The organism is Arthrobacter sp. zg-Y179 (assembly GCF_020907345.1).
GTDB classification, from domain to species: Bacteria; Actinomycetota; Actinomycetes; order Actinomycetales; family Micrococcaceae; genus Arthrobacter_B; species Arthrobacter_B jinronghuae.
Window position 1 is genome coordinate 582,317 of the sequence record NZ_JAJJOB010000005.1, and the last position, 17,237, is coordinate 599,553.

13 protein-coding genes and 1 riboswitch are annotated in these 17,237 nt (G+C 66.7%); of the genes, 6 read left to right on the forward strand and 7 right to left on the reverse strand.

All coding sequences use genetic code 11. From position 1 onward, the window contains the following. The first annotated feature begins 30 nt into the window (after positions 1-30). Positions 31-882, forward strand: coding sequence for an HAD family hydrolase (locus LOC56_RS05950; RefSeq protein ID WP_229951347.1), 852 nt, complete (start codon positions 31-33; stop codon positions 880-882). Here the strand turns inward: LOC56_RS05950 and LOC56_RS05955 are convergent. The 3 genes from LOC56_RS05955 to LOC56_RS16270 are packed head-to-tail and all read right to left on the reverse strand — an operon-like array spanning position 803 to position 5,425. After that, positions 803-1,582, reverse strand: coding sequence for a phosphatase PAP2 family protein (locus LOC56_RS05955; RefSeq protein ID WP_229951350.1), 780 nt, complete (start codon positions 1,580-1,582; stop codon positions 803-805). The genes LOC56_RS05950 and LOC56_RS05955 overlap by 80 nt on opposite strands. Then, positions 1,579-2,877 (reverse strand): alpha/beta hydrolase, encoded by a 1,299-nt coding sequence (locus tag LOC56_RS05960; protein WP_229951525.1) that lies wholly within the window; start codon positions 2,875-2,877, stop codon positions 1,579-1,581. Before LOC56_RS05960 ends, LOC56_RS05955 begins: the two co-directional genes overlap by 4 nt. Positions 2,878-2,893: 16 nt before the next feature. Continuing rightward, positions 2,894-5,425 carry a bifunctional lysylphosphatidylglycerol flippase/synthetase MprF gene (locus LOC56_RS16270; protein ID WP_229951352.1) on the reverse strand — a complete coding sequence of 844 codons (2,532 nt, stop codon included), beginning with the start codon at positions 5,423-5,425 and terminating at the stop codon, positions 2,894-2,896. A gap of 125 nt (positions 5,426-5,550) precedes the next feature. On the opposite strand from LOC56_RS16270, the gene LOC56_RS05970 reads away from it, so the two are divergent. Together LOC56_RS05970 and LOC56_RS05975 are read left to right on the forward strand one after the other, a co-directional pair. Next, a complete protein-coding gene (locus LOC56_RS05970) occupies positions 5,551-6,360 on the forward strand; it encodes a glycerophosphodiester phosphodiesterase family protein (RefSeq protein ID WP_229951354.1) in 810 nt (269 codons plus the stop codon). A gap of 46 nt (positions 6,361-6,406) precedes the next feature. Then, the gene (locus LOC56_RS05975; protein ID WP_229951355.1) at positions 6,407-7,516 is read left to right on the forward strand and encodes a glycerate kinase; all 1,110 of its coding nucleotides are present in this window, start codon (positions 6,407-6,409) and stop codon (positions 7,514-7,516) included. Between the two features lie 19 nt (positions 7,517-7,535). Here LOC56_RS05975 and LOC56_RS05980 read toward each other — a convergent pair whose 3' ends face one another. Further along, the gene (locus LOC56_RS05980; RefSeq protein WP_229951358.1) at positions 7,536-8,849 is read right to left on the reverse strand and encodes a uracil-xanthine permease family protein; all 1,314 of its coding nucleotides are present in this window, start codon (positions 8,847-8,849) and stop codon (positions 7,536-7,538) included. A gap of 136 nt (positions 8,850-8,985) precedes the next feature. Between LOC56_RS05980 and LOC56_RS05985 the strand changes: the two genes are divergently transcribed. Further along, positions 8,986-9,864: an SDR family NAD(P)-dependent oxidoreductase gene (locus LOC56_RS05985; protein ID WP_229951359.1), complete on the forward strand. Its 879-nt coding sequence runs from the start codon at positions 8,986-8,988 to the stop codon at positions 9,862-9,864. Then, a complete protein-coding gene (locus tag LOC56_RS05990; RefSeq protein WP_229951361.1) occupies positions 9,861-11,291 on the forward strand; it encodes an aldehyde dehydrogenase family protein in 1,431 nt (476 codons plus the stop codon). The genes LOC56_RS05985 and LOC56_RS05990 overlap by 4 nt, the downstream gene beginning before the upstream one ends. 77 nt (positions 11,292-11,368) lie before the next feature. Here the strand turns inward: LOC56_RS05990 and pgm are convergent, their stop codons facing one another. The 3 genes from pgm to LOC56_RS06005 all read right to left on the reverse strand — a co-directional run bounded on the left by pgm (position 11,369) and on the right by LOC56_RS06005 (position 16,041). Continuing rightward, entirely contained in the window at positions 11,369-13,000 is a 1,632-nt protein-coding gene (gene pgm / locus LOC56_RS05995; RefSeq protein ID WP_229951363.1) for a phosphoglucomutase (alpha-D-glucose-1,6-bisphosphate-dependent), read from the reverse strand. Between the two features lie 109 nt (positions 13,001-13,109). Further along, positions 13,110-14,315 carry a cobalamin-independent methionine synthase II family protein gene (locus LOC56_RS06000; protein WP_229951365.1) on the reverse strand — a complete coding sequence of 402 codons (1,206 nt, stop codon included), beginning with the start codon at positions 14,313-14,315 and terminating at the stop codon, positions 13,110-13,112. A gap of 19 nt (positions 14,316-14,334) precedes the next feature. Continuing rightward, positions 14,335-14,458: riboswitch (SAM riboswitch) on the reverse strand. A 113-nt stretch (positions 14,459-14,571) separates the two neighbouring features. Then, on the reverse strand, positions 14,572-16,041 hold the full coding sequence (locus LOC56_RS06005; RefSeq protein ID WP_331460915.1) for a peptide MFS transporter: 1,470 nt from the start codon (positions 16,039-16,041) through the stop codon (positions 14,572-14,574). 203 nt (positions 16,042-16,244) lie between these two features. On the opposite strand from LOC56_RS06005, the gene LOC56_RS06010 reads away from it, so the two are divergent. After that, a complete protein-coding gene (locus tag LOC56_RS06010; protein ID WP_229951367.1) occupies positions 16,245-17,237 on the forward strand; it encodes an MsnO8 family LLM class oxidoreductase in 993 nt (330 codons plus the stop codon).

The following is a 17,237-nucleotide window of genomic DNA, read 5'->3' on the forward strand; positions in this document are numbered from 1 at the left end:
CCTGCCGGGGCCGGAAGTAAGCTTGATGGCATGCAGGAACAGCGGCTGCCGGTACGGCTGATAGCAAGTGACATGGACGGCACCATCGTGGGTGCGGACAACAGTATCAGCGACCGGACCGTGAGGGCTTTCCGTGCCTGCATGGCAGCAGGAATCGACGTTGTCTTCGTGACCGGGCGCCCGCCCCGCTGGCTGGACCCGCTGCGCGAGCGGATCGGGCATGTTGGTACTGTGATCTGCTCCAACGGGGCCATCACTTATGACCTGGCAGCCGAGCGGGTCATTTCGACGCAGCTGCTCCCGCTGGAGCAGATGTTCGCCGCCGCGGAGGTCATCCGGGGCCTTTTCCCGCGGGCACGTTTCGCGGCGGAGACGGTGGACGGCCTGCATCTGGAGGACGGCTTCGTGGACACCGGATCCGTGGAACTCCTCGGCGGCATAGTGCCCGGCCCGCTGCACGAATCCCTTGCGGGCCAGCCCGGTGTGGCGAAGTTCCTCGCCCGGGGAACCGACATCTCGCCGGACGAGTTCCTGCGCCGGGTGGCGCCGGCGGTAGCCGAACTGGTGGAAACCACCCATTCGGCACCGCGGATGCCGCTGCTGGAAATGTCCCTGCCGGGCCTGAACAAGGCCGCCACGCTGGCCCGTTACGCCAAGGGGAAGGGCATTAGCGCGGCAGAGACCATAGCTTTCGGCGACATGCCCAACGACATCTCCATGCTGGACTGGGCCGGCCGGGGCTACGCGATGGCAACCGGCCACCCGGATGCCCGCCAGGCGGCGGACTACACGGCACCGGGCTTCACGGACGACGGCGTGGCGGTGATCCTTGAGCGGCTGCTCGATGTTCGGGAAGCCTCCGCAGAAGCTGGTGCGCGGTAATCACCACCGCGAGCCAGGCCGCTCCGAGCGTCCAGGCCACCAGCACATCCGTCAGCCAGTGGTGGCCCAGGTAGACCCGGCTCAGGCCCACGGCAAACGTGAAGACCGCTGCCGCCAGCCCTGTGAAGACCTTCGCCCAGCGGTTATGCACGTGCAGGATCACCAGATAGGCCAGGATCCCCGCGATGACGATCGAGTTCAGGGTGTGTCCGCTCGGAAACGAGGCGGATGATTCGTACGGCGGAACGGCATCCGCCAGTTCCGGCCGGGTACGCCCGATCAAAGCCTTTCCGGTGACCGTCATGAGCAGAGAACCGGCGGCTGCAGCCGCCGTGAGGATCAGCGGCGTCCAGGAGCGCCAGCGCAGGCACATAACGAGCACCACGAGCCCGGCGATGACGGGCATACCGATGGTCCCGGCAAGATTGGTGAAACCGGTGACGGCGGCATCCAGCGCGGGAGTGCGCAGCCCCAGCGCCGCTTCCAGTGCCGGCCGGTCCAGGCCCGCCACGCCGTCCGCGTCGGTAACCGAGTCATAGACCTCCGCGGACACGAGAGTCAGGGCCAATGCCGGCAGGAGGCCGACGGCCAGGATCACCAGCAGGGTCACATGCGGCGAGGTTGCGCGGCTGATTGCATGCAGCAGCCGCCTAAGCGGATTTGCGGCGGGGGAGGGATGTTGCGCGGGGTCCAAGCTCATGGCTCAAGTATGCCAAGCCGCCTGCCCAGCCAGTCCAGATTGTTCTCCAGCCCGGCCCGCCAGACCTGCCAGGAGTGTCCGCCCGGAAGTTCCTGGAACTGCACGTCCGCGCCGGCTGCCCGGGCCGCGTCATACACCTGCCTGCCTTCCGGCGCGTACACCTTGTCCTCGCGGCCGACGACGACGATCCCGGCAAGGTCCGGAAACGACATCCGGCGAAACCGGTCCACGGCATTCTGTTCTGCAAAAGCGGCCTTGTCGCCGCCGAAGTAGGTGTCCAGCAGGGCCTGCTGCCCGTCCGCATCGGTGGGCTGGTTCTCTCCGGCGATATCCAGGAACGTGGGATAGACATCGGGGTGGTTTGCCGCCAGCTGCACGGCGCAGGTGCCACCGAACGAATACCCCGCGATCGCCCATTGGTGCGCCCCGGACGTCCCGGCCCCCAGTTGCTGCCGTACCCAGGCGGGAAGGTCCCGGGCCAGATAGGTTGCCGAGTCGCTGACCTTGGTGTCCAGGCACAGCGGCCAGTCGGGGTTGGAGTCATTGCTGGCGTCGGGCATTACGACAATCGGAGCCAGACCCGCATGGCGGGCGGCAAAGCCGTCCATCATTTCGGCTATCCGGCCGCTGACCAGCCAGTCATTCGGGGAGCCCGGCTGGCCGTGGATCAAAACCAGCACCGGCAGGCTGACGGCACCCGGGTCCGCCAGATAGGCCGGCGGAAGATAGATCAACGCGGGGTGGGACGCGTATCCAGAGGCTGCCGCCGGGATTTCTGCCCGGTAGACCCTGCCTTCGCCGGGCAGGTTCGACGGCGGCGACCAGCTGTTTTCGGAGGCAGCGGGCCGGTCTGCTCCTGCGTCGGCGGGAGCGGGAATGGGATCATCCGTGGCCGTGGGCGGGTCCAGGAGGGATCCAACCGTGGGGTATTGGTTGTAGGCGAGGTTCACCGTGCAGGCCAAACCCAGCAGTATTCCGAGCCCCGCCGCAATGCCCGCTACCCGGCGGGACAACGGGGTGCCTGGAGCTGCCATGAGCCCGGACGCCAACTGAAGCCCCAGGATTGCCAGGGCAGAGTAGAGGTAGAGCGTCCGCGGAAGCGAAGCATTCCACCAATGGAATATAACTTCTGCCAGCACATAAAGCAGTGCGGTGCAGACCGCCGCAACTACTGCGTAGACCAGGATCCGGCGCAGGCCCAGCCGCCTCCCCGCAATCCCGAGCCAGAGAAGCGCAGCCGCGCCCAGTGCCAGAGCGAGGACGGGAAGGATCCCGTCAACCAGGGACAGGGCCATCACGGCCGGGGCGTCCTCATGCGGTACGGTCCACGATCCGGCGGGCCAGCGACAGCCCCTGCCCCAAAGACAGGTCCGGGACATAGGCCCGCGCCAGTGCGTTGGCGATGGCGGGCAGGGACGCCGGGTCTCGATAGGTCATAAACAACGGCAGGTACTCCGGGGCGAACTTGGCCTTGAACGCCAGCAGGGACCGGAAGCCGTACACCGGTTCCAGGGTTTCCCCCAGCCGGTCCAGCAGCCGGTCCATCATGGGCTGCCCCTCCCCGGTTCCGTCGTCGTCCGTCTCCCCGTAGGCACGGGCCAAGGGTGCGCCGGAAAGGCTGAGGAAAGAAAAGCCCTCGTCCTGGAGGGACAGTGCCGCGGACGCGATGAGGAAGTCCATCCCCAACCGGAAGCCGCTGCTGCGCCTGCGCATAAAATCCAGCGTCCAGCCCTCTACCGCTCCGTTCCGGTACACCGGGAGCCAGGACGTCACCGCATGCACGGTACCGTCTTCGTCGATGGCCAGCAGGCAGCGCACCTCCGGGTCATCCACTTCTTCCAGCCCGCCCAGGGTAAAGCCCATCTCCGGCATGTCCTTGTCCGCCACCCACTCCTCCGAAATGGCGTGCAGCTGGTCCTTCACTGCCAGCGGTGCGGCAGGATAACGGGTCCACTCAGCACGGATGCCCTGCCTGCGGGCATGGTTCATGGCGGTGCGGATGTCCTGGAACCTCTTGCCCTTGAACGCGAGGGAGCCCAGCTGGAGTACGGTTTCCTCGGCCACCTGGAGCGAGGAAAAACCCAACCCCCTGCTGATGTCCCGCACCTGGGTACCCACGGAGTAGAAACACGCGGTGATGCCGTTCGCGGTGCAGAAAGCCGAGAAGCCCTCGACGGCGCTGTGCAGCTCATCCCGGGGTCCCACCGGCTCTCCGACGCTCAGCGCCACCCCGCTATCGATCCGGTAGGCAACATAGGAATTCCCGCTGGGGGAAAACCAGTAGTTGTTGCCCGCCCAGAGGGTCATCCAGGCCATGGTGCTGCCGCCGTGGCTTCGAAGCATCGAACGGGCGCGGTCCGCATCAGCAGTTGCCGGGCTGTAAGGCGGAACCAGGAAGGAACGCAGCAGCAGGACGCACACCAGGATCCAGAAGGCCACCCCGACTCCTTCATACAGGAGAACCGCTGGCAGGCTCTCCGGCACAATGCCGGGGGCCCGGCTGGTCACCTCGAGGACGGGAAGGAAACGTCCGGGAAGATCCGCCGCGAGCAGTGCGGGGGTCGCGGGCGGCGAGAAACCGTTCCGGTTCACCAGGCCCACGCCCAGGTAAAGTGCGGCAAGCAAAACGGCCGCCGGGACGGCTGTGCCCGCCAACCGCCGATAGGTGCCGACAGGCGCGGAAACCGTGAAGAGTCCGCGGGTCAAAGCCAGGAGCACCAGCACCGCCAACGGAACGGCCATAGGCAGTACCAGTGCGATGTAACTTCCGGTGCCGGGGGCCACGGTGCCCGGTTCCTCCCCGGTCAATAGCCGGCCGATCCGCACCGCGGCCAGCACCGTCATGGCCCCCTGCAGCAGCAGTGCGGCCAGCCAGGCGAAGCGGCGCCCGCGCCGAAGTCCGTCGGAAAAAACAGCCAGCAGCACCAGGGGCAGGGTAGCCAGGAAGAATGCGGCCGGGCCGGCACGCAGCTGGACACGCGCGGCGATGCACCGCGCTGAATCCGCCGCTTCACCGCACAGTTGCTCCAGCTCTGCCGGAGTCCTCACCTCCACGTCCGTAAAGAGGTACCGCAGTACCGAAAGCGGTCCCACGGCCTGGCTGCTCAGGGCGCTGATTACCGGGCCCGCGGCGGAAGCCAGCACAACCAGGGCCACCAGCACCCGCGCCTCCCGCCTGCTGCTCACCAGCCTGCGCGGAATTGAAGGCCGACGACCCGCAAGGTAGGGCCCGGCCAGTGCGCCGGCAGCGGCCGCGCCCAGAACCGTCAGGGAGGAGAAGGTTCCGCCGTAGAGCGCCAGTAGTATCAGCAGCGTAAACAGGGTGAGCCGCAGGCGGCGACGCCACAGGGTCCCCAGCCGGGCACTGGCAGCAGCGGCCGCGGCAGCCAGGAAAGCCACGGGACCCACGAAGGACTCGGAGACAAGGGCACGGGACCAGTCGCCGATCGAGGCACTGGTCAGGTAGGCGAAGCCGGTGGAAAGCAGCAGGCCCGTGATCTGGCCGCCGAAACCGGCCAACAGGAACCGTCCGGTTCCCAATAGCCGCTCGCTGGGTAACCCGGCCAGCAGAGCCAATAGGGTACCGCCGAGGTAGCCGGCCGGTCCTCCCGCCCAAAAGCAGGACAGGAGCAGGGGCGCCGGATTGCCGGCCAGGGTTTTCACGGAGGCGGCCGCCCAATCCAGCAACGGTCCTTCCGGGCCGCGGAAGGATGTGAACGCCCCCAGGATCCAGAACAAGGCAATGAAGGTGAGGGTGGCAGGAGCCCTGCCGGCACTTCTCCGCAGGCGCCGGAGCGGCCAGCGTGCTCCGAAGCGGCGCCACACGGGAAGTTTGTCAGGCACGGTACTGACCTCCACGGAACAAGGCGGCTGCAGGGACTGCTGCCGGTCGAGGTGCTGCCAGTCTAGGCGCGTGCGGCCGGGCGCGGCCCGTCCCCGTACAGTCCGGCCCTTGGTAAGGTACGAATGTGCTGGCTACTTATCCATATTTCCGTGCGCCCCGCGACAACGAAACGGCGCCCCCGGAGTCCCCGCCGGCACCCATCGCCCTGGCGCACCGCGGCTTTTCCCCCGACGGCTACGAAAACACGCTTTCGGCATTCCGCGCCGCCGCGGACCTGGGGCTGAGCTACCTGGAAACGGATGTGCGCACCAGCCGCGACGGCATCCTGATGGCCTTCCACGACGAAACCGTGGACCGCCTTTCCGGCGGCGTGGTGGGCAAAATCAGCCAGCTCACCCGAAAAGAACTCGACGAGGTACTGGTGGGCGGGGCGGAACGGATCCCCACCTTCGAAGAACTCCTGACCGAGTGGCCCCAAATGCGGCTGAATGTAGACGTCAAGGACGCTGCCGGAGCAGCACTGCTCGCAGCCCTGATCGAAAAACACTCCGCCCATGACCGGGTCCTGGTGGCGTCCTTCTCGGACATCCGCCGGCTTAGCGCCCTGCGCCGGTTGGGCCGGCCGGCTGCCAGCTCCGCCGGCAGTGCCCTGACCGCAGCGCTGCGTCTGCTCGCCCCGCTGGGTGCAGCCGCGGTCCTCGCCCGGTTGGGCCGTTTCCAGTGCGTTCAGGTTCCGCTGCGCTTCGGCCCCCTGCGCGTGGTGACGCCGGGTTTTGTCCGCAGCTGCCACCGCGCCGGAATCCAGGTCCACGTCTGGACGGTGAACGACGCGCCCACCATGAACCGGCTGCTGGACCTCGGGGTGGATGGCATCGTTTCGGACCGTTCGGACATTCTCGTGGACGTCCTCAAAGACCGCGGGCAGTGGCGGTAACGACTACTTGGAAGGTCTTGTCCGTCCCTACTGGCAGGATAAGGGCATGCGTGTAGTTATTGCTCCGGACAAATTCAAAGGATCACTCACCGCCGCGGAGGCCGCGGCGGCCATGGGTGAAGGCGTGCGGGCGGTCTACCCGGAAGCCGAAGTCACCGCTGTACCGGTGGCGGACGGCGGCGAGGGCACCCTTGACGCTGCACTCGTAGCAGGGGCCGAGGCCCGCACCGCCCGGGTCCGGGGACCGCTGGGGCGGGAAATCACCGCCGTCTGGGCGCTCAGCGGAGATACTGCCCTGATCGAAACCGCGCGGGCCAGCGGATTGACGCTGCTGGATCCCACCCCCGAGACCGCGCTGGCGGCCACCAGCTACGGCAGCGGGCAGCTGATCAGTGAGGCACTGGATGCAGGTGCACGCACGATCATCCTCGGAATCGGCGGCTCGGCCATGACGGACGGTGGGGCCGGCGCCTTGACGGCCCTGGGCTTGAAGATCCTCGACGACGCCGGCGCGCCGGTGCCTCCCGGGGGAGCGGCCCTGGCGCAGGCCGTCTCCCTGGACGCCGCCGGCCTGGACCCCCGGCTGGCCGGCGTGGATCTGAAGATTGCCGCCGACGTAACGAACCCGCTGCTCGGCCCGGAAGGCACGGTGGCCGTGTTCAGCGGCCAGAAGGGTGCCGACTCCCGGGCGCAGTCGGTCCTCGAGGACGCACTGGGTAACTGGGCAGGACTGCTGAAGTCCGCGACCGGCGTCGACGTCGACATTCCAGGCGCCGGCGCGGCAGGCGGCTTTCCATCCGGGTTCCTGGCGTTCACCGGCGCGTCGCTGAACCCCGGGTTCGAACTGCTCAGCGCGTTCACCGGGCTGGACCTGGCGCTTACGCGCTGCGACCTGGTGCTCACGGGCGAAGGCTCCCTGGATGAGCAGTCCCGCTACGGCAAGGCACCCCTGGAGGTGGCGGCCCGGGCCAGGGACGCCGGCATCCCCGTGGTGGCCGTGGCGGGCCGGATCACCCTGACCCCTGACCAGCTGCAGGAGTACGGAATTGTTGCGGCCGTCAGCCTGCTGGATGTGGTCCAGCGGCCGCAGGATGCCATGGAGCAGGCGGCAAAGTACGTGGCGTGGGCTACGCGCCAGGCTCTCGAAGGAGCCTGATCCGGGGCCGGCCGGCTGCCTAGCCGAGCCGGCTTGGCTTGGCCCCGGTGTCCTCCTGCGGCTCGTCCGGATCCGTCCCCCGCCAGCGGGCGATCGCCTGCATGCCGTGGTAGGCAATCAAGGTGGCGCCGGTGCCGAGGGCAATGCCGCCGAATTCCAGCCCTGCCACTACCCAGGTGAAGTTCGCGATGGCAATGATCAGGCCCAGGCCGGCGGTGGAAAGATTGATCGGGTTGGAGAAGTTGACCCGGTTGTCCACCCAGATACGCACACCGAGAATGCCGATCATGCCGTAGAGAACGACGCCGGCACCGCCCAGCACACCGCCCGGCACCGTGGCGATCATGGCCCCGAATTTCGGGAACAGGCTGAGCAGGATGGCCACGATGCCCGCGACCCAATACGCCGCCGTGGAGTACACGCGGGAGGCCGCCATCACACCGATATTCTCAGCGTAGGTGGTGGTGGCGGAACCGCCGCCGGAACCGGCCAGCATGGTGGCCAGGCCGTCAGCCATCAGCGCCCGGCCCGCGTACGGGTCCAGGTCGCGGCCGGTCATTGCGGCCACGGATTTCACATGTCCGATGTTTTCGGCCACCAGAACCAGGACCACCGGAACAAAAAGGCCGATAACCGAGAAGTGGAAGGTGGGGGACATGAATTCGGGCAGCCCGATCCAGGCGGCATCGCCGATGGCCTGGAAATCCACCTCGCCCTGCAGCATGGCGGTGATGTAGCCGGCCACCACGCCGACCAGGATCGACAGCCGGCCCAGGAATCCCTTGAACAGGACCGTAGTCAGCAGGATCACCACTACAGTGACGGTGGCGGTGAGCGGCCCCTGCTCGTAGTTGTCCCGTGCCGAACCGGCCAGATTGAGGCCGATCAGGGCCACGATGGTGCCGGTGACCACCGGCGGCATCAGGACCTGGATCCAGCGGGTGCCGGCAAGCTGCGCGGCGAGTCCGACCAGGAACAGGACAAAGCCCGCCATGATGATGCCGCCCAGGGCGCCGCCGGGACCGTGCTGGTTGGTGGCAGCTCCGATCGGGGCGATGAAGGCAAAGCTTGAACCCAGATAGCTGGGGACCCGTCCGGCGGTGATGATCAGGAACAGGATGGTCCCGATGCCGGAGAACAGCAGGGTGGTGGCCGGCGGAAAGCCGGTCAGGAGCGGCACGAGGAAGGTCGCGCCGAACATGGCCACCACGTGCTGGGAGCCGATGCTGATGGTCCGCGGCCAGCTCAGGCGTTCCTCGGGGGCAACGTAGCTGCCTGGCCGGATGGTCTTGCCGTCTCCGTGGAGGGTCCAGTCCGTACCGAATCTGCTCATGGTGGTGCCTTCCGGAGACATGTGTGTGTTGGCTCGATTCTATCCGCCGGAGGATTCCCGGGATGTTACGTTGCATAAGAACAGTGCACGGTGACGGGCCGGGCCTTGATTACAACCGATCGGACGATGGAGCAGCATGAGCATTTCAGTTGCAGGACGCGTAGTTCTCATCACGGGCGCAGCCATGGGCATGGGCCGGCTCTACGCCGAGCGGGCCGTGCGTGAAGGCGCGGCATCAGTGGTGCTGTGGGACCTCAACGCCGAGGCTCTGGAGGACACCGCCGCGCAGTTGCGGGAACTGGGCGCGTCGGCAATCCACCCCTTCGCGGTGGATGTTGCCTCCCTGCCGGACATCACTGCCACCGCCGATCAGGTCATCCGGGAGGTTGGTGTGCCGGACATCCTGATCAACAACGCCGGGATTGTGCGCGGCAAGTACTTCTGGGAGCACGCGCCGGAGGCGGACATCGATGCGGTGATGCAGGTGAACACGCTGGCGCCCATGCAGGTGACCCGGGCGTTCCTGCCCGGCATGATCGAGCGGCGCACGCCGGCGCGCATCCTCAACGTGGCCTCGGCCTCGGGAACGCTGTCCGTGCCGAAAATGAGTGTGTACACGGCGTCGAAGTGGGCCGTCATCGGCTGGAGCGACTCGATGCGGCTGGAACTCACCGAATCGGGCAACGGGCACGTTGCCGTAACCACCCTGATCCCCAGCTACATCAAGACCGGAATGTTCGAGGGGGCCAGGGGGCCGCTGATGACTCCGTTGATGGAACCGGAATACGTGGTCGACAAGGCCTGGGAGGCCCTCCTCGCCGGGAAGGCGCGGATCCAGCTGCCGTGGACCGTGGCCCTGGGCAGTGCCCTGCGCAATGTGCTGCCCCAGCCGGCCTGGGACGTGGTGGCCGGGCGCGTCTTCAAGGTCTACCAGTCCATGGACCACTTCACCGGCCGGAAACCGGATTCCTCTGACGAAGCAGCGGAAGCAACGAAGGAAAGCACGCAGGCATGAGCGAGATGGTCTCCGCATTCTTTTCCAGCGATTCCACCACCGACCTCGCCGGGTCCCCCGCAGCGGTTCCCGCTGTGCTGGCCAGGGTGCGGGAAACCTACCACTCCGGCCGCACCCGGCCGCTCGCCTGGCGCCGGCAGCAGCTCGAGGGGCTGGTCCGGCTGTTTCATGAGCGGGAACAGGAGCTGGCGGACGCGCTGGCCGCGGACCTGGGTAAAAATCCGCTCGAAAGTTACGTCACCGAGCTTTCACTGGTGCGGGCGGAGGCGGAACACGCACTGAAGCATCTGGAGAAGTGGGCCCGCAGCCGGCGGGTTCCCGTCCCGCTGGGCCTGCAGCCGGCGTCGGCCCGTACCGAACCCCGGCCGCTGGGCGTGGTGCTGATCATCGGTCCGTGGAACTATCCCGTGCAGCTGGTCCTGGCGCCGCTGGTCGGTGCCCTCGCCGCCGGCAACGCCGCAGTCCTCAAACCCAGCGAACTGGCCCCGGCGACGTCGGCCGTGCTGGCTGACCTGCTGCCCCGCTACGTGGACCCGGAAGCGGTAGCCGTCGTCGAGGGCGGGCAGGAGGCCAGCACCGCACTGCTGAAGGAGCGTTTCGATTCGATCTTCTTCACCGGCGGGGAGCGGGTGGGCCGGATTGTCCTGCAGGCCGCCGCTGAACACCTGACCCCGGTCACCCTGGAACTGGGCGGGAAATCCCCGGCCGTGGTGCTGGACGGCAACTGGGCCGCCGTCGCGCGCCGCCTGGTCTTCGGGAAACTGCTCAACGCCGGCCAGACCTGCGTGGCCCCGGACTACGTCCTGGTGACGGAAGAGGCAGCGCCGGCGCTGAAGAAGCAGCTGGTGAAGGCGGTCGCGGAGCAGTTCGGCAAGGATCCGTCCCGGAGCAAGGATCTGGGCCGGATTGTCAACGAACAGCACTGGGAACGGCTGGTGGGGCTGCTGGACAGCGGCACGGTCCTGGCCGGCGGGCGCAGCGACCGCGGCAGCCTGTACCTGGAACCGACCATCCTCACCGACGTAGCCCCGGATTCACCGGTGATGCAGGAGGAAATCTTCGGACCCATCCTGCCGATCATCGAGGTTCGGGACCTGGCGGAGGCAATGAAATTTATCAATTCCCGTCCGGTTCCGCTGGCCGCCTATCTCTACAGCAACTCCGCGGCGGACCGGAAGACGTTCGAAGAGGGCGTCCGGGCCGGCAGCATCAACCACAACGCCAGCACCGTCCAGCTGGCCGTGCCCGGCCTGCCCTTCGGCGGTGCAGGTGCCAGCGGCACCGGCGCGTACCACGGCAAATACAGCTTCGACACGTTCAGCCAGCTGCGGCCGGTCTTCACCAAGGGCACGCTGGTGGACACCCTCCGGTTCGCGTACCCGCCCTACACGGGGCTGAAGAAGCGGCTCCTGCGTCGTCTGCTGTAAGCGCTGCGGGATAGACAGCAGGATTGACAGAAGGGGTGCACCTGCCGGTGCACCCCTTCTGTCTACGGCGGCGGAAGCTAGGAAATCACACCGTCCACGATGGCCTTGGCTTCGGCCTGGACCTGGTGCAGGTGTTCCTCGCCCTTGAAGGACTCGGCGTAGATCTTGTAGACGTCTTCCGTGCCCGAGGGGCGGGCGGCGAACCACGCGTTTTCCGTAGTCACCTTCAGGCCGCCGATGGGCGCTCCGTTGCCCGGTGCTTCGGTCAGGCGCGCGGTGATTTCCTCGCCGGCCAGCGTGGTGGCGGTAACGTCCGACGGCGAGAGCTTGGCCAGCGCTGCCTTCTGCTCGCGGGTGGCGGGTGCGTCCACGCGTGCATATTCGGGATCGCCGAACTGATTGGTCAGTTCGCGGTACCGCTGGGACGGGGTCTTGCCGGTGACGGCCGTCATTTCCGAGGCCAGCAGCGCCAGCAGGATGCCGTCCTTGTCAGTGCTCCACGGGCGGCCGTCGAGCCGGAGGAAGGACGCGCCGGCGGATTCCTCGCCGCCGAACGCGGTTTCGCCCGACAGCAGACCCGGCACGAACCACTTGAAGCCCACCGGTACCTCCATAAGGACCCGCCCCAGGTCCGCCGTGACGCGGTCGATCATGGAGGAGGAGACAAGCGTTTTGCCCACCATGGCGTCGGCGCTCCAGCCGGAGCGGTTGCGGTACAGGTAGTCAATGGCGGTGGCCAGGTAGTGGTTCGGGTTCATCAGTCCCGCATCCGGGGTGACAACGCCGTGCCGGTCGGCGTCGGCGTCGTTACCGGTGGCAATGTCGTAATCCCCGGCCCGGGAAATCAGCGATGCCATGGCGTACGGCGAGGAGCAGTCCATGCGGATCTTCTCGTCCCAGTCCAGCGTCATGAAGGCCCACTGGGGGTCCACGTTGGGATTGACCACGGTCAGGTTCAGTGAGTGCCGTTCCGCGATGGCGCCCCAGTAGTCAACGGCGGCGCCGCCGAGGGGATCGGCGCCGATGTGGAGCCCGGCGCTGCGGATGGCATCCAGGTTAAGCACCGCGGGCAGGTCTTCCACGTAGTGCGCCAGGAAGTCATAGGTGCCCACCGAATCCGCCAGGCGTGCTTCGCCCAGCGGAATGCGCCGGACCCCGTCCAGGCCGTTCTCCAGCAACTGGTTGGCGCGGTCCGCAATCCAGTTGGTGATGTCCGATCCGGCGGGTCCGCCCGTGGGCGGGTTGTACTTGAAGCCGCCGTCTGCCGGGGGATTGTGCGAAGGGGTGACCACAATGCCGTCAGCCTGTTCCGTGCGCGTGGAATTGTGCACCAGGATGGCATGGCTCACGGCCGGGGTGGGGGTGAACCCGTTGCGTGCATCGATCTGCACGTTGACGCCGTTGGCGGCCAGCACTTCCAACGCGGTGTTCTGCGCCGGTTCGGACAGCGCGTGCGTGTCCTTGCCCATGAACAGCGGCCCGGTGATGCCCGCGGACGTGCGGTACTCGACGATCGCCTGGGTAATGGCGGCGATGTGCTGCTCATTGAAGGCACCGTTGAGGGAGGAGCCGCGGTGCCCGGAGGTACCGAACACGACGCGCTGGGCGACATTGGAAGGATCCGGTACGACGTCGTAATAGGCGTCCAAAAGCGCGGTGAGGTCTACAAGGTCGGAAGGTTCGGCACGTTGGCCGGCACGATTAGACATACCCCTAAGCATGCCAAAGAAACGGCGCCGGCGGCAGACACACGCCCGCACCCGGGAGCGCATGCAGGTGCCGTGCAGCAAACGGCCCGCACGGCACCCGGACAATCACCTACCAGAGCCGGCCGCTGGCCAGCCGGGCGCCTTCTCCGAGGGTCTGCAGCTTCGCCGCCGCGATCTGCGGATGCACCCGGCCGCCCAGCCCGCAGTCGGTGGACGCAATAACGTTCTCCCGCCCCACCAGCCGGGCGAAGCGCTCGATCCGGTCCGCCACCAGTTCCGGATGTTCCACCACGTTGGTGGCGTGGGAGACGACGCCGGGAATGAGGACCTTCCCGTCCGGCAGCTTGGTATCTTCCCAGACCCGCCACTCGTGCTCATGCCGCACGTTGCCTGCCTCGAAGCTGTAGCCCCCGGCGTTGATCTGCAGCAGGGTGTCCACCAGGTGGCGGAACTCGATGTCCGTGGTGTGCGGCCCGTGCCAGGAACCCCAGCACAGGTGGAAACGGATCTGTTCCTCGGGCAGCCCGCGCAGGGCATAGTTCAGGGCCTCGACGCGGATCTGCGTGAACTTGAGGTAGTCGGCCACCGAAGGTTCGGGGTTGATCTGGTCCCAGTTCTCCGCAATGGACGGATCATCGATCTGGACGATCAGCCCGGCGTCCACGATGGCAAGATATTCCTCCCGCATGGCATCCGCGCAGGCGTAGATGAACTCCTCCTCCGTGGCGTAGTACTCGTTGGCAATCCGCGAACAGGAACCGGGGGAGAGCGAGGCGAGGAAACCCTCGGACAAACCTGCCGCGGCCAAACCGGACTTGAGGTTGGCAATGTCGCTGGCCACGGCGTCGTACCCGGTGTATTCCACTGGACCCGTGACCTTGGGGAAGACCTTCTGCGCCCCGGTGGTGATGCCCGAGGTCGGGTCGGTGTAGGCATCGGCGAAGCGCTGCCGGTCCCGGCGGTCCCCGAAACTGGTGAGGACAACGTTGCCGGGCTCCGAGCGGCGCGGCTCCATGCTCCAGATTCCGGTCTCCGCGACGCTCAGGCCGCCGAGCCGGGAGAAGGAATAGGACCACCACGCGCCGTAGTCGACGTCGGCGGACATCGCGTGCCCGTATTCGCCGTCGTTGGGGATGTCGATGCCCGCCTGGCGCTGGCGGCGCACCAAATCCGCGACGGCGGCCTGCAGCAGGTCCGCGTAGCCCTCGGTATCCGAAGGGTCGGCTTCCCGCGACGCGTTCGCGGCAATCAGTTCAGGGGTGCGGGGGAGGGACCCTGCATGAGTGGTCAAAATACGGTCGGTGCTTTTGCGCATGGCGGTGATCCTTTGGGAATCCGTGCTCTTGCCCGCACCGGATGCCCGAAGGGCGGTGCAGGCCGCTTCGTCATCCGAACCACCCGCGAAGCATGGGGTTGGTGCACGGCCAAGTCGGAGCTTGGCGGCCGTGTCTCCTGAAGCTGGGACCATCCTAGCCATGCCGGCGGGGCGCTTCCAAGCAAATGACGCAACATAAAAAGGACGGCGGTACCGGAGAAATCCGGTACCGCCGTCCTTGAAAAGCTCCGGGTGCTTAGCGCACGCCGCCCATGAGCTTCTTGATGGACGGTGTAGCCGCGGCCAGGGCAACGCCCAGGATGATCGCGGTAACGCCGCTGAAGGTGAAGTAGCTGACTTCGGTTGCCGGGTCGTAGAACTGGGCCAGCCAGCCCGCCAGGGTGGTGCCCAGGGAGACGGACAGGAAGAACAGTGCCACCATCTGGGTCCGGAAGACTTCCGGGGCCAGCTTGGTTGCCACGGACAGGCCGATCGGGGACAGGAACAGTTCAGCAAACGTGAACAGCAGCAGGATGCCGGCCATGGCCAGCAGCGGGGTGCTGTTCGGCGCGCCGCCCGAGAACGGAATGAAGGCCAGGAAGGCGAGGCCCATGACGGCCAGGCCCATGGCGAACTTCAGCGGGGAGGACGGCTGGCGGTCGCCCATCTTGGTCCAGACGCCGGCGAAGACGGCTGCGAAGATGATGATGAAGACCGGGTTGATGGACTGCACCCAGCTCGGCGGCATTTCCCAGCCGAAGATGGTGCGGTTCAGCGAGCTGTCCGCATACATTGCCACCACCGTGAACTGCTGCTGGAACAGTGCCCAGAAAGCAGCACTGGCAATAAAGAGCGGCATGAAGGAGTACACCCGGCGGCGTTCCACCCGGTTCACCTTCTTGCTGCTGAGGATGATCACGAAGTACGCGACGGAGGCCACGATGGCGAGGATCGCCATAACCACCGCAAGGTTCTTGGCGGTCAGCAGTTCGAAGACAACGGCCAGCACGATGACAACCAAGGCGGCAGCCGCGATGAGGCTGACCTTCATGTACTGCTGCTTCGGCAGCGGGTTGGCTACCTCGTGCGCGGATTCGGGCAGGTTCTTCCGGGTCACCCCGTACTGCACCAGGCCGATGGCCATGCCGATGGCGGCCAGGCCGAAGCCGTAGTGGAACCCGTATTCGGTCCAGGCGAGGCCGGTCAGGATCGGGCCGATCAGGGCACCGATGTTGATACCCATGTAGAAGATGGAGAAGCCGGCGTCGCGCCGCTGGTCCTTTTCGTCGTACAGGGTGCCGACGAGCGATGTCGCGTTGGCCTTCACACCGCCGGAGCCCAGGGCGATCAGGATCAGGCCGGCGGCCAGTCCGACGGCGCCCGGCAGCACGGCCAGGGAAATGTGGCCCAGCATGACCAGTGCGGCAGCGTAGAACAGCACTCGTTCGGCGCCGAAGACGCGGTCCGCCAGCCATGCACCGAGGATGGTGGAGAGGTACACGCCACCGCCGTAGGCGCCGACCAGCGAGACGGCAATGGCTTCGTCGATGCCGAGGCCGCCGTCGGTGGTGCTGTAGTACATGTAGTACAGCAGGATGCCCTGCATGCCGTAGAAGGAAAATCGCTCCCACAGCTCAACGCTGAAGAGGTTGGCCAACATCCGGGGATGGCCGAAGAAGGTTTTACGCGCTTCTTTTACGCCTGAGGTACTGGGGGTATGGCTCACGAGTTTAATATTCCCACCCTCGGCAGGTGGTCAAGCAGGCAAATCCGAAAGAATCCGCCGGAGACAAGGAAGGTTTCGATCCCTGAGTGCCCAAGATCACAGGCAAAACGGATGCTTTTGCCCGCATTACATGCTTGCGGGCCTGCATGACGGAACGATTTGCGCGACCGGCCCGGAATTCCCTAAGCAGGCAGGGGGTTGGCATGGGTATGCCAAGCCTCAGTGTTCCCGTCTCAATCCTTGACCGCGCTAACTCCCGCGAAGGATTTCCCGAGTCGGATGCGCTTAGCGCCGTGCTTGAACGTGCCGAATCGGCAGACCGGCTGGGGTACCGGCGCTTTTGGGTTGCCGAGCACCACGCCGTGGCCGGTATTGCCGGCTCGGCACCCGCCGTCCTGATGGCCGCACTGGCGGCACGCACCCGCAGCATACGGATCGGCTCCGGCGGTGTGATGCTCCCGAACCACCAGCCGCTGGTCGTAGCCGAGCAGGCAGCCACGCTGCAGGCCCTGTATCCCGGCCGGATTGATCTTGGCCTGGGCCGTTCCGTCGGTTTCACTCCGGCGGTGCGGACGGCACTGCGGGCGGGACCGGCCGAGGCAGGGGAATTCGAAGCGCAGCTGGCGGAACTGCTCGCCTATCTCGACGGCACCGCGCCGATCACCGCCCGCCCGCAGGACAACGGACGGACGCCGGTGTTTGTGCTTGCCACCGGAGCAGGAGTGGAAATAGCGGCCCGGGCAGGTCTGGGCGTCGTCCTCGGCGGCCCGGCGTTGTTCCGGGAGAACAGCGCCGGGCATACAGGTGCACTCGAACGCTACCGCTCAGCCTTCCGCCCCTCGGACCGTTTTCCCCGGCCCTACGTGCTTGCGGCCGTCAACGTCGCCGCGGCCGGCAGGGAAGAAGGGGCAAGGGAACTGCTGCTGCCCGAGGCGCATGCCCTGGCCGATTCCCGGACCAAGGGGGTGTTTCCCGCCCTGTCAGCAGCGGAAAGCGCCGCCCAACTGTCCGGACGGCGGCAGGACCTGGTCCGCACCACCCTGGAGACCTCTGTCTACGGCACGGTGGAACAAGTGCACGGCAGGCTCGAGGGCCTGCTGGCTTCCTCCGGTGCGGACGAGCTGCTCGTTACCGGCGGCGCCTTCGATGCCGAGGGGCAGCGGGAATCCGACCGGCTGCTGGCCGGCCTCTTCTAG